Source organism: Niallia yueguangensis, from assembly GCF_052663115.1.
The window spans coordinates 1-13,259 of the sequence record NZ_JBQTCX010000020.1 but is presented as its reverse complement, the minus strand read 5'-3'; the positions used below and the strand labels follow the sequence as shown (position 1 = coordinate 13,259).

The following is a 13,259-nucleotide window of genomic DNA, read 5'->3' as shown; positions in this document are numbered from 1 at the left end:
TTTATATTAGGAGGCTACTATGGAACATTTGCTAAATAAACGAGTTACAAATATTGAAATATCAGGAATTAGAAAATTTTCTAATTTAGTTGCTGGCAATACAGAGGTCCTTTCTTTAACCATTGGACAACCAGATTTCCCAACACCAAATCATATTAAAGAAGCAGCTAAATCTGCTATTGATAACAACCTCACTACGTATACACATAACGCAGGAGATATTAATGTCCGCAAAGCAGCAGTTCAGTTTGTCGAAAAAAAATATAATCTTCATTATGCTCCTGAATCCGAAGTAATTGTAACTACAGGTGCCAGTGAAGCAATTGATATTGCATTTCGAACAATCCTAGAAAGTGGTGTAGAAGTAATTCTTCCCGGACCAGTTTATCCAGGGTATGAACCAATCATCAAATTATGCGGAGCAAAACCTGTTTACGTCGATATACGGGAAAATGACTTTCGTTTTACAGCAGAATTAATAAAAGATTACATCACCGACCAAACGAGATGTATTGTTTTACCATATCCCTCTAATCCAACTGGGGTAAGTTTAACGAAAGAAGAGCTGCAAGATATTGCAAATTTATTAGCAGATAAAGATATTTTTATTTTAGCTGATGAAATATACAGTGAACTAGTATATGATCAAAACCATATTTCGATTGCAAGTATGCTTCGTGATAAAACCATTGTAATTAATGGTCTTTCCAAATCTCATAGTATGACTGGCTGGAGAATTGGTTTGCTATTCGCCCCTGAAGCTATATGCAAAGAAATATTAAAAGTACATCAATATAATGTAACATGCGCTTCCTCTATTTCACAGATGGCAGCATTACAAGCACTGACGGTTGGGATAAATGATGCTGTACCAATGAAGGAAGAATATAAAAATAGAAGAAATTATTTATTTAACCGCCTGAAAAACATGGGCCTTCATGTTATTATGCCAGATGGGGCCTTTTATTTTCTTATTAAGGTTCCCTTTGCTGATATGAATTCATTTGAGTTTTGTTTGGATTTAGTGGATAAAGCGAAGATAGCAACAGTTCCAGGGAGTGCATTCTCTTCTCTAGGGGAAGGATTCTTTCGAATATCATTTGCCTACTCAATGGAAACATTAGAAGAAGCATGCAACAGATTAGAGAACTATTTACGCAGTATAAATAAATAATTTTAGTTAATAAAAAGGGAGTGGATAGTAAAGCTTGTTATTATTCAACTTTGCTACCCACTCCTTTTCCCCCTGCAATATTACATTGTATGGCTGTATTGATGAAAATATTTGTATAATGCCTGTGTTCCACTTTCAGCTTCTCCAAGTGCCGAAAGTCGGCTATATAGACTTTCTGCTAATTGTAGGCCTGGCGTTTCCATTCCCATTGCTTTTGCTTCTTCTAAAGCAATTTTCATATCCTTGATAAAATGCTTAATATAAAACCCTGGCGCAAAGTCGCCTTTCGTCATTCTTGGAGCAAGATTGCTTAAGGAGAAGCTTCCTGCAGCACCAGAAGAAATACTTTGTAATACAGTATCAGGATTTAAGCCTGCTTTTTCAGCATATACGATTGCTTCACAAACACCTATCATATTAGACGCAATGGCGATTTGATTACACATTTTCGTATGTTGGCCAGCACCAGCAGCACCTTGATAAACAATATTTGTACCCAAAATTTCAAAAACAGGTTTTAAATCAGTAAATGCTTCCATTTCTCCTCCAACCATAATGGAAAGCTTTGCCTCTTTTGCTCCGATATCTCCACCAGAAACAGGTGCATCTAATACATGTATTTGGTGTTTTTTTCCTTCCTCAAATAATCTTTTAGCTAAACTTGGAGTAGAGGTTGTCATATCAATGGTATAACTATTTTCTTTAGCATTTGCGATGATGCCATCTTTACCAAGATAAACTTCTTCAACATCTGCTGGATAACCGACAATCGTAATGATTATATTTGCTTTTTGAGCAACTTCTTTTGGTGTATTTGCCCATTCAGCCCCTAGTGAGAGCAATTCATCCGCCTTTTGTTTTGTTCTGTTATAAACTAAACAAGCGTAACCGCTTTTTAATAAGTTTTTTGCCATACTTTTACCCATAACACCTGTTCCGATAAACCCAATTGTACTATTTTCTTGTGATATCATGCTTAATCTCACTCTCCATATAGTAATTATTAATTATGTATCTTATTTAATCATAGCATAAATTACCATTCATTAGGTAAATATTATGAATATTCATAAATATGATTTGTCCAACATTTTGTTCCTAACAATTAATATAGAATGATCAATTCTTTTCAGCATGAATAGAATTTTCTTCAAATGAAGGGAGTCTTTACTTTTAATATGGAAGACATAAAGCCAAAGTTTGAGGAATGAAAAAAGAGACTGTCCAAGGGGTCTGATTTTCCTCCTATTATTCGACAAATGGGAGGAATTTTGACCTTATCCTATTGGACAATCTCTTAAAATAAGAATAGCTTAAGCAACTTATATAGCTAAAGTGCCTGTACTTATACTAAATATTTTTTTTAAGAAAGTTTTGCTGCAGCTTTTACTGCTTCCATTACTTCTTCTGTTGTAGACATTTGTAATGCTTTTGATGCTAACTCTTCCATTTCTGCTTTTGAAAGGTTTAAGATTTGTGATCTTGCTTTTAAAATAGAAGTTGCACTCATAGAGAACTCATCTAAGCCTAAACCTAATAATAATGGAATTGCTGTTTCATCTCCAGCCATTTCTCCACACATACCAGCCCATTTTCCTTCTTTATGTGCTGCGTCAATTACCATTTTAATTAAACGCAAAATTGATGGGTTATACGGTTGGTATAAATAAGAAACTCTTTCGTTCATTCTGTCTGCAGCCATTGTGTATTGAATCAAATCATTTGTTCCAATACTAAAGAAGTCAACTTCTTTCGCAAATTGATCTGCAAGAACTGCTGTAGAAGGAATCTCTACCATAATTCCAAGTTCAATTTTTTCTGCAACTTTTGTACCGTTTGCAACTAAGTTTGCTTTTTCTTCTTCTAAAAGCGCTTTAGCAGCACGGAACTCATTTAGTGTTGCAATCATCGGGAACATAATTTTTAAATTTCCGTAGGAACTAGCACGAAGCAACGCTCTTAATTGTGTACGGAAAATGCCTTGTTCTTCTAAACATAAACGTATCGCACGGAAACCAAGGAATGGATTCATTTCTTTTGGCAAGTCCAAGTATGGAAGCTCTTTATCTCCACCAATGTCCAATGTACGAACAACTACTGGGTTCCCTTTCATTCCTTCAAGAACTGCTTTATACGATTCGAACTGCTCATCTTCTGTTGGAAGCTGATCTCTTCCCATATACAAGAATTCTGTACGGTATAAACCTACAGCTTCTCCACCATTATTAACAACACCTTCTAAATCATTAGGTGTTCCAATATTTGCTGCTAATTCAACATGAACGCCATCAGCGCTTACAGTTTTTTCATTCACTAATTTAGCCCATTCAGCTTTTTGCTGTTCATATTGTTCAGCTGTTTTTTTGTAGCTTTCTACTACTTCAGGTGTTGGATTAATATGAATTTCTCCTTTTAATCCATCTACAATAACTAAATCCCCGTTTTTAATTTCTTCTGTTGCTTTTTTTGTACCAACAACAGCAGGAATTTCTAATGAACGAGCCATAATCGCAGAGTGAGAAGTTCTTCCACCGATATCTGTTGTAAACCCTTTAACAAATTGGCGATTTAATTGTGCTGTGTCAGAAGGTGTTAAATCTTCAGCAACCACAACTACTTCTTCAGAAATCATGCTAGGGTTTGCTAAATGTACTCCTAATAAATGTGAAAGTACACGCTTCGTTACATCACGAATGTCAGCAGCACGTTCTTGCATATATTCATTATCCATAGATTCGAACATTGCAATAAACATATCTGTTGTTTCTTTTAATGCAAATTCTGCATTAATTCCGTCTGTTTTAATTTTATCTTCAATAGGTGCGATTAATTCAGGATCACTTAAAACTAATAAATGTGCTTCAAAAATAGCTGCTTTGTCAGCACCAAGCTCTTGATTTGCTTTATCGCGAATAGCCCCTAATTCTTCTTTTGATTTCGCTAACGCTGATTGAAAACGGTTAATTTCATTTTCAGCATTATCTATTGAAGCCTTTTCAAAAGAAAGATCTGGTTCAACTAAACGATATGCTTTTGCAATGGCAATTCCGCTGGATGCTGCAATTCCATTTAAAAAACTCATTACTCTGCTAAACCTTCGCTTTTCAAAGTATCAGCTAAACCATTAATTGCATCCTGTTCATCGCTACCTTCAGCACTGATCTTAATTTCCGCACCTTGACCAATACCTAAAGACATTACACCCATAATTGACTTAAGGTTAACTTTTTTCTCTTTAAATTCTAAATGAATTTCAGAATCAAACTTGCTTGCTGCTTGTACTAAAAGTGTAGCAGGACGAGCATGAATCCCTGTATCAGCAATAACTTTAAATTGTTTTTCTACCATAAAAAATCAAACTCCTTTAAAAAAAATTAAATAAGATGTATTACTTTACACTAGCTTTTAAAACTTAAACAACCTTTTATAATAGTCAAGAATTGTTTAACCCATAACTAATATATAATTTAATAGTTACAATTGTAAACCGTAAGCTAAAAAGATGTGAAATTTTCGTGAAATTTGCCTCGTCACATCTTTCATTTGACTATCATATTTTCTTCAAAATAATCTAAATAATGTAAGGAAATGAAAATAAGTATGTAGGCGCTTAAGTTTTACAAAAAGACATCTCAAAAAAAGGATAGCATTTCTTCCTTGTGGAGACAATGAAAAATTCTTGTTAAACAGAAAATATTCCATTAAAATTTAACGAAGTTGTCATATAATGATAGACATATCATTTATTGCTGAGCGGTTTACATAAATATTTAAAAAAGCTGTGGTGGAAAAAATGAGATATAAACGTGATGAACCATTCCGATTCCAATTTAAAGAACCAATTGAGGCAACATTTACATTCCATACAACGGATAATACATCCTTATCTAAACCTGGAAATGCAGAGATCATTGATCTTAGCCCAAATGGCTTAAAATTTATTTCTGAATTAGATTTGCCTGTTAATAATGAACACCTATTATTCTGTTTTACATTTAAATTAAATAATAAGGAGTTTATTATTCCTGGAAATATCATTTGGAAAAAACCAAGATTAAATCAGTTTTTATATGGGTATGAAGGAAAAAATGATGAAGGTACAAAAAAAAGAATTGTAGAAATGTTAAAAGAATATGTTAAATATAATTAATTTTACCTATTCAAAATTACTGACTAAATAATGCAAAACGTTTCAGACTGATTGAAATACTTGTTTCAAATAGATATTATTTGGATAAATATGTAAGCCAAATGAGTGAGATCAAGCTATTGTCAACAGTCTGAATTCCACTTTAACTTCTCGGTTCTTTTAGATAGCGATACGTAACATCTCCTCCACGTTCTGCTATACCAAAATAATGTTTAAAATCATCCCTTTTCACAAGATGTTCACGGAACGATAAAAATTCTTGTTTTCCAATGGTGATTTCTTCTATATCACCACTTTTTAATTGCTCAAGAATCTCCTTCACCTTAGCTTCTACCATTTATGTACCCTCTCCTCTCTAGTTGAATACTATAAAGATTGTCGAACGAATACTGTTATATTTAAATTGAAAACAGCCTTTAAAAACAATAGCCCCGACAAAGGACGACTTCTTTTAAAGAATGGTCTTTCCGATATTAAAACGATCATCTAATGAATGATAACATTTGTCAACAGCATACATTAGTATGATATACTATTTTTCAATATGATTTCAGAGGATGTTCAAAAAGGCACCAAATGATAAGCGGCGAATCTCTTCGTTGGCTTGCTTTTCCGCTACTCACGTATCCTAAATAGAGGATCTTCAACGTTGCTCACGTCCTGTGAGCAACGTTGAAGTCACCACATCCTGTGGAAGTCAGTTGCTCAAAGCTACGCCTCCTCGACCTACTTGCTTCTAATTTGTTACCTTTTTGAACACACTTCTTCAGCACCTTCATTCTCACCTGAATTCCCAGACTATTCAGATGAAAATGTATGCATCATTTAATGCTAGTAAACATACTATACATAAATTCTACTTATTTATTAATTATAGACAAATATCATATTTCTTTACGAATAAATTCTAATAGTGCAAACTATAACTACAGAATTTATATAAAATTTGGAAAATTAAGGAGTGGATGTCAGTGAAAAGAGCCGAGATTGGGAATATAATTGAATTTAGAGGGTTGCAAGGTATAGTCGAAAAAGTAAATGAAAACTCTGTAATTGTCGATTTAACATATATGAACAATTATCGTGATCTTGAATTAGAACAAAGAACCGTCGTAAATCATAAAAACTACAAAATTATTAAATAGAAAAGCGGAAGCGCCTTGGTCAGCCCTGAAGAAAAATGTTCATTTAACTCGAAAAGCGCTTTTAACTTTTAGAGGACAAAGGGTTATTTTTCACAAGGGCTAGGCGCTGGAGCTAGACATCTGTCAGACTTCAGAAAAATTTCTTTCTTATCTTTTAAAAAACTTGTTTCAGTATGCTGAAACTTCGGAGAATCGGGGCTGTCCAATAAGTCATTTTCCGGCTATTGGATGCCCCTTTTTATGTTCAAGAATACTGATATATCAACATTCTTGATTTTCAATTTTCAATAGATTTACCCTTTTGGGACAGCCCCGATGAAGTCTCCCATGCGAAACTTTCATATCTAACAAATGTGTTTGATGATTGATTATCGATTCTATTCTGATTTATTCAGAAAGCTCTTTTTTTGTTTTCACTTTCCCATGAGGTTTTTGTTTTTGTTTTCTTACAGTCCACTCTCGTTCTTTTTCTCTTTGTGATTTTGACATAATAGCCTCCTTTCTCTTTACGTAGGTTAATCTTTTTTCCGTTTTTTATCCTCGCCTTTTATCTTTTTTTGCTTATCCTTTCTTCTTAAAATTTGACTGTTTTCATAGAGATTGTTGCTTTTAAAAATTTCATTCACAAAATGTTCTTTTTTTAGTTATTGACCGTAAGCAGAAAAACTGTTACCATCACAATATATTTCATATATGAATGGCACGCGATGAACGTTATGGATCAAACTATAACAGGAGCAGCTTCTGGAGAGACCGTACAATGCGGCACCGAAGGATTCACAATCTCAGGTAAAAGGACAGGAGGGTAACTAATACATACTTTACGTAATGATTCGTTATTCTAGCTGATAATTGACCAGGAAGATTGGAGAAATCCAGTCTTTTTTTTCATTTTCTTCATACTACCAAAATGGATGTCTATTCCTCTACGTGTCGGAAAAAAGTCATTTCCTAAATGTGCATGCTCAAAAAGAAGGACAATCAAAGCAGAAAAGGTCGAAATGCAGAAGTCACGAAACGCAAAGGCATAAACGGTGCTGTGCGAAGACTGACGTTCGACCGCTATGGCTCTCGGACTTTTTGAACACCCTCTATATGAAAAAAAAATGTTCTTATTAAACTATCCTATTTTGTTAAAGCTATGGTGGCAGGTGCATTATGCACAAGCTCAACATATTCTGTTAACAAAGCAATTATTTAAATGAGGTGACAAATATGCAACAACGACGTGCTGTTGTAAGCGTAATAGGTAAGGATCAAGTTGGTATAATAAGTAAAGTAACAACCGTAATATCCAATAATCACATTAATATTTTGGATATTAGTCAAACGATTCTCCAAGATTTTTTTACAATGATGATGTTAGTTGATATTTCAAAAAATGAAAATCTTGATGAATTGCGTAATCAATTTGAAGAACTCGGAAATGAGCTTCATTTAAAAATAAACATTCAATTAGAAGAAATCTTCCAGTCTATGCATCGGGTTTAAGAAAGAAGGGAATAATATGAAAATCGCATTAAACGAAATGATGGAAACCATTAATATGGTTCAAATGGAAAATCTTGATATCCGAACAGTAACGATGGGAATTAGTTTATATGATTGTGCAAATTCAGATTTTGATAAACTAAACGATGCTGTCTATAAAAAAATTACTTCTTATGCAAGCAAGCTGACAGAAGTTGCAACCGCAGTGGAACAGGAATACGGCATTCCCATTATCAATAAACGTATTTCCATTACTCCAATTGCAGAAATTTTAGGAAATGCAACGGTAGAACAAGCAGTTACATTAGCCAAAACATTAGATAAAGCAGCAAAAACGCTTAATGTTGATTTTATCGGCGGCTATTCTGCCCTTGTACATAAAGGAATTACAAAAGGAGATCAAACACTGCTAGATGCATTGCCAGAAGCATTAACTGTTACAGATCGTGTATGCTCTTCTGTTTCTGTTGCTACAACTAGAACAGGAATTAATATGGATGCCGTTAAACAAATGGGCAATATTATTAAAGAAGCTGCCGAAAAAACAAAGGATAAAAATGGACTTGCCTGCGCAAAGCTTGTTGTGTTCTGCAATCCTGTAGAAGATAACCCATTTATGGCTGGTGCATTTCATGGCGCTGGTGAAGGCGAAGTTGTTATTAATGTAGGTGTAAGTGGTCCTGGCGTTGTCTTAAATGCCCTAAAAAAATACCCTGAAGCAGATCTTGGGGAAGTGTCAGACATCATTAAAAAAACAACCTTTAAAATTACTCGTGCCGGAGAATTAATCGGACGTGTTGTAGCAGATCGTCTTGGCGTTCCTTTTGGCATTATGGATCTTTCCCTTGCGCCAACAAACGCAATCAATGATAGTGTTGCCGAAATACTAGAAGAAATCGGTTTAGAGCGTGTTGGTACACATGGTACTATCGCTGCACTTGCATTAATGAATGATGCGGTAAAAAAAGGCGGAGCCATGGCTAGTTCTTACGTTGGAGGCTTAAGCGGTGCATTTATTCCTGTAAGTGAAGATAATGGCATGATTCGTGGAATTTTAGATGATAGTTTAAGTTTATCTAAACTAGAAGCAATGACTTGTGTATGTTCCGTTGGCCTAGATATGATTGCATTAACTGGAGAAGTATCACCAGCCACTTTATCTGCCATTATTGCTGATGAAGCAGCAATTGGTATGATTAACAAAAAAACAACAGCAGTCCGTGTTATACCAGTACCAGGTAAAAAAGAAGGAGAGATTGTTGAATTTGGCGGTTTGTTAGGAAGAGCTCCTGTTATGGGTGTCAATCCATTCAGTTCTGCAAAACTAATTGATCGAGGCGGCCGTATTCCATCTCCATTACAAGCACTAATAAACTAAATATCAAGTCTTTTCAGTGCCATAAAAGCAAGGTCCCCCTTCTTTTGTAGAAAAAGTAATAATTGCAGAAACTTCAGGCTGACCGAAAACGTTTATCGCATCACAGCGTGAAGCCTTGGGAGGAGCGGCGGGCAACAGGATGTTGGTCAGAACGACGTTGTCACAGGACGTGACGTACTTAGTCGTTCATCCTCTGTTACCCAGTAATGAGCATCCAAGCAAGGTGAACAACGAAGAAAGCGAGCGTTTCTCGACAGCCTGAGGATATACCCCTTCTTTTATGTCGCTTTTAATTCGCTTTATCTTTCGGAATTGGTTTTATCCAAAGCAGCAATAAAAAGAGCAAACTGATGTATCCAAATAAAGGATACAGCCATGATAACAGTTTCCCGTAATGGATAAAGCTAATCACATACGAAACGAAAAAAATACAGGCAATAATAAGAATGCTCGGAAGTTTTATATAACTGCTTACTTGTCTTTCCAAACCATACACATTTCCAATAACAGATGTAAATATCTCTCCATAAATAACCAAAATATAAATCCAAGAAAGCTCTGGTGCTAAGCTTTTCATAATTGTTGCCATTGGTATTGCATAACTGTTTACATCTTGCAGCATCATTAGCGTAAAGTGACTGGATATTAATATGAACATTAAAGCAATACCGCCAATTAACCCTCCCCATTTAACCGTTTCATCATCTCCAATTTCAGAAGCAGCTGGAACCAGGACTGCAATGGCTAACGATAAATTAAGAGCCGTGTAAGAAAACGGTGCAGCAAAAGCCTTCCACCCACTATTGGAAAAAGTAAATATATGAAGAAAAAAATCTGGAAGCTGAACGGATAAAAAAAATAACATAAAACTAAAACTAATCATGATCGGAACAACAAATGTATTTACAGCAAATAATCCTTTCATCCCTACCATCATAACAAGCACGGATAAGCCAATGGTAAAGATCACTCCAATTCCTTTACTTATTCCCAATTGTTCTTCGAAAACGGCCCCAGCACCTGAAAGCATGACTGCACAAACCCCTACTAACATAATTAACATGATACTATTTATACATGTTCCTATTACTTTTCCAAATAAAAAAATAGTAAACTCTTGATAAGAATTTGCTTTTATTTTCACAGAAATTCTCATAAGTTTCGAACCTAAAAAGGCAAATATCGTGCCGCTGATTAAGATGCCGATTAAACCGATCACGCCAAATTGTGAAAAGAATTCTACAATCTCTTTTCCTGTTGCAAAACCGGCACCAACGACGGTTCCAACATAAACAGCAGCTAACTGAAAGGCTGCACTCCATTTGTTTTTCACATATTCTCCTCCCCTTACTTACACTATATGTATAAAAGGACAAACAAAGACGAGCTTTTTTATTGATTTATTCTGCTTATTTTTACATAATAGAGCAAAGCTTTGTTGTAAGCTGCCAACAATTGATCTTTTTTTCAATACTCCCCTACATCTGACTTCCCTAAAGCCATTTTGCTACTGGTAGTAATGCTACAATCTAGAAGAAAAATTTGCTCGATTTAGCCTTTTCTATCTATTTCCATCTTTTTCTTAAGCAAAAATATTGAAGATCAAAAAAGGTCAAAGTATAATAAGTATATCAAAGGTCAAAAATGATCAAATCCAAAAGGAGGAAATTTATATGAAATGTCAAATTTGTCAAGAAAATAACGCAAATGTAAGTGTACGATTTGTATGGAACAATGAAGAACACCAATTTAACCTTTGTCAAAGCTGTTACCAAAAAGAAAAACAAAAATTGACATCTAATCCTAATTCATTGTTTTCCGACTCTTCCCCTTTTGATGATATATTTAAGTCGTTTAATCAAACAGGGGCAATGAAGTCAACGAACCAAAATCCTACTAGAAATAGTACGAATGGCATCCTTGAAAAATTCGGGAAAAATTTAAATAATCTTGCAAAAGCAGGCTTGATTGATCCGGTAATTGGAAGAGAAAATGAAATAGAACGTGTTATAGAAATTTTAAATAGAAGAAATAAAAATAATCCTGTTTTAATTGGAGAGCCAGGCGTTGGAAAAACAGCCATTGCAGAAGGTTTAGCATTAAAAATTGTAGAAGGCTCTGTACCAAAAAAATTAAAAAATAAAAAAATTATTTTATTAGATGTAGCTTCACTTGTCACAAATACTGGAATTCGCGGGCAATTTGAAGAACGTATGAAACAGATAATCCAAGAAATTCAAAATAGAAAAAATGTTATTGTCTTTATCGATGAAATTCATCAGCTAGTCGGCGCAGGATCTGCTGAAGGTTCGATGGACGCAGGGAATATTTTAAAACCAGCATTAGCACGAGGAGAACTTCATATAATTGGTGCTACTACTTTAAAAGAATACCGTCAGATAGAAAAGGATGCAGCACTTGAGAGAAGATTCCAGCCTATACAAGTTTCAGAACCATCTGTTGATGCAGCCATTTCCATCTTAAATGGTATTAAAGATAAATACGAGCAATTCCATGAAGTGAAGTTTACAGAGGAAGCAATAAAAGCTTGTGTAGAATTGTCACATCGTTATATTCAAGATCGTTATTTACCAGATAAAGCGATTGATTTATTAGATGAAGCAGGGTCAAAAATGAACCTTTCATCCAATTACACAAATACAGAAGAAATCGAAAACAGATTAGCTGAAATTGCAAAAGAAAAAGAGCTTGCATTAAAAGAAGAAAATTACGAACAAGCAGCGGTTATCCGCGAAGAAGAACAACGATTAGAAAAAGCGTTAAATCAGCCAAATATCGAAGAAAAACCTATCGTAGACCTATCGTTAATCCAACAATTAATTGAGAAGAAAACAGGTATCCCTGTGGGGAAACTGCAACAAGATGAACAGCTTAAAATGAAAAATTTAGCGGATCATTTAGCTACAAAAGTAATTGGTCAAGATGAAGCTGTTAGAAAAGTAGCTAAAGCAATAAAAAGAAGCAGAGCAGGCTTAAAAGCGAAAAACAGACCAATTGGAAGCTTCCTATTTGTCGGACCTACTGGAGTCGGAAAAACAGAATTAACGAAAACATTGGCAGAAGAATTGTTTGGCAGCAAAGACAGCATGATCCGCTTGGATATGAGTGAATACATGGAAAAGCACAGTATTAGTAAAATCATCGGTTCACCTCCAGGATATGTTGGGCATGAAGAAGCAGGCCAATTAACAGAGCAAATAAGAAGAAATCCGTACAGCATTATATTGTTAGATGAAATCGAAAAAGCACATCCTGATATTCAATCGATTTTTCTGCAAATTCTAGAAGACGGACGCCTAACAGACAGCCATGGCCGAACAGTCAGCTTTAAAGATGCTGTTATTATTACGACAAGCAATGCAAGTGTTGGCACGAAAAGAATCGTCGTAGGATTTGAGAATAATGCAGCATTGGAAGAAAGCAATTTATTACAATCTTTAGGAAATTTCTTTAAACCAGAGTTTCTGAACCGTTTTGATGCTATCATTGAATTCAAATCGTTAGAAAAACAACATCTACTTCGCATTACAGATCTATTATTAGAAGAGTTGGCCATTACGTTAAAAGACCAAAATATCACGCTTTTTGTTACAGATGAGGTAAAAGATAAGTTAGTAGAATTGGGAACGCACCCTAGTTTTGGCGCACGCCCATTAAGAAGAGTAATTCAAGAACATTTGGAAGATAATTTAGCAGACTTTATTTTAGAAGAACCGGACACAAATCATTTAACAGCAGTAATAAAAGATGAAAACATTGTAGTCGAAGCTGTAAAAATACAACAAAACCTTAATAAATAGTAGCATATGTATGGAATCAGCTACTTTGGAGCACATACTTCTATTCAGGATATAGAAACTTTTGAATAGTTATCATCTAAAAGAAGAGGGAACCACTTTG

Annotated in this window: 12 protein-coding genes and 1 riboswitch; of the genes, 6 read left to right on the top strand and 6 right to left on the bottom strand. The window is 34.7% G+C overall.

Annotation, left to right across the window (positions count from 1 at the left end; translation table 11 throughout):
• Positions 1-19: 19 nt before the first annotated feature.
• The gene (locus tag ACTYA4_RS16565) at positions 20-1,174 is read left to right on the top strand and encodes an aminotransferase A (RefSeq protein WP_443482820.1); all 1,155 of its coding nucleotides are present in this window, start codon (positions 20-22) and stop codon (positions 1,172-1,174) included.
• Between the two features lie 80 nt (positions 1,175-1,254).
• Here ACTYA4_RS16565 and ACTYA4_RS16560 read toward each other — a convergent pair whose 3' ends face one another.
• From ACTYA4_RS16560 to ACTYA4_RS16550, 3 genes are all read right to left on the bottom strand, one after another.
• Positions 1,255-2,148: an NAD(P)-dependent oxidoreductase gene (locus ACTYA4_RS16560; protein WP_443482821.1), complete on the bottom strand. Its 894-nt coding sequence runs from the start codon at positions 2,146-2,148 to the stop codon at positions 1,255-1,257.
• Positions 2,149-2,537: 389 nt separating this feature from the next.
• Positions 2,538-4,256, bottom strand: coding sequence for a phosphoenolpyruvate--protein phosphotransferase (ptsP, locus tag ACTYA4_RS16555; RefSeq protein ID WP_443482822.1), 1,719 nt, complete (start codon positions 4,254-4,256; stop codon positions 2,538-2,540).
• The gene (locus ACTYA4_RS16550) at positions 4,256-4,522 is read right to left on the bottom strand and encodes a phosphocarrier protein HPr (protein ID WP_443482823.1); all 267 of its coding nucleotides are present in this window, start codon (positions 4,520-4,522) and stop codon (positions 4,256-4,258) included. Before ACTYA4_RS16550 ends, ptsP begins: the two co-directional genes overlap by 1 nt.
• A 445-nt stretch (positions 4,523-4,967) precedes the next feature.
• On the opposite strand from ACTYA4_RS16550, the gene ACTYA4_RS16545 reads away from it, so the two are divergent.
• Entirely contained in the window at positions 4,968-5,324 is a 357-nt protein-coding gene (locus ACTYA4_RS16545; protein ID WP_443482824.1) for a PilZ domain-containing protein, read from the top strand.
• Between the two features lie 142 nt (positions 5,325-5,466).
• Here the strand turns inward: ACTYA4_RS16545 and ykzS are convergent, their stop codons facing one another.
• A complete protein-coding gene (ykzS, locus tag ACTYA4_RS16540) occupies positions 5,467-5,661 on the bottom strand; it encodes a protein YkzS (protein ID WP_443482825.1) in 195 nt (64 codons plus the stop codon).
• A gap of 634 nt (positions 5,662-6,295) precedes the next feature.
• On the opposite strand from ykzS, the gene ACTYA4_RS16535 reads away from it, so the two are divergent.
• Positions 6,296-6,469 (top strand): YkvS family protein, encoded by a 174-nt coding sequence (locus ACTYA4_RS16535; RefSeq protein ID WP_443482826.1) that lies wholly within the window; start codon positions 6,296-6,298, stop codon positions 6,467-6,469.
• Between the two features lie 387 nt (positions 6,470-6,856).
• On the opposite strand, the gene ACTYA4_RS16530 is transcribed toward ACTYA4_RS16535, so the two are convergent.
• The gene (locus tag ACTYA4_RS16530; RefSeq protein ID WP_443482827.1) at positions 6,857-6,958 is read right to left on the bottom strand and encodes a DUF6254 family protein; all 102 of its coding nucleotides are present in this window, start codon (positions 6,956-6,958) and stop codon (positions 6,857-6,859) included.
• A 245-nt stretch (positions 6,959-7,203) separates the two neighbouring features.
• A riboswitch (glycine riboswitch) is annotated at positions 7,204-7,280 on the top strand.
• Between the two features lie 404 nt (positions 7,281-7,684).
• Between ACTYA4_RS16530 and ACTYA4_RS16525 the strand changes: the two genes are divergently transcribed.
• The gene (locus ACTYA4_RS16525) at positions 7,685-7,960 is read left to right on the top strand and encodes an ACT domain-containing protein (protein WP_443482828.1); all 276 of its coding nucleotides are present in this window, start codon (positions 7,685-7,687) and stop codon (positions 7,958-7,960) included.
• 16 nt (positions 7,961-7,976) lie between these two features.
• Positions 7,977-9,338, top strand: coding sequence for a PFL family protein (locus ACTYA4_RS16520; protein WP_443482829.1), 1,362 nt, complete (start codon positions 7,977-7,979; stop codon positions 9,336-9,338).
• A 289-nt stretch (positions 9,339-9,627) separates the two neighbouring features.
• On the opposite strand, the gene ACTYA4_RS16515 is transcribed toward ACTYA4_RS16520, so the two are convergent.
• Positions 9,628-10,671: a YkvI family membrane protein gene (locus ACTYA4_RS16515; protein ID WP_443482830.1), complete on the bottom strand. Its 1,044-nt coding sequence runs from the start codon at positions 10,669-10,671 to the stop codon at positions 9,628-9,630.
• A gap of 340 nt (positions 10,672-11,011) precedes the next feature.
• Between ACTYA4_RS16515 and ACTYA4_RS16510 the strand changes: the two genes are divergently transcribed.
• A complete protein-coding gene (locus ACTYA4_RS16510; protein WP_445505756.1) occupies positions 11,012-13,159 on the top strand; it encodes an ATP-dependent Clp protease ATP-binding subunit in 2,148 nt (715 codons plus the stop codon).
• The last annotated feature ends 100 nt before the right edge of the window (positions 13,160-13,259 follow it).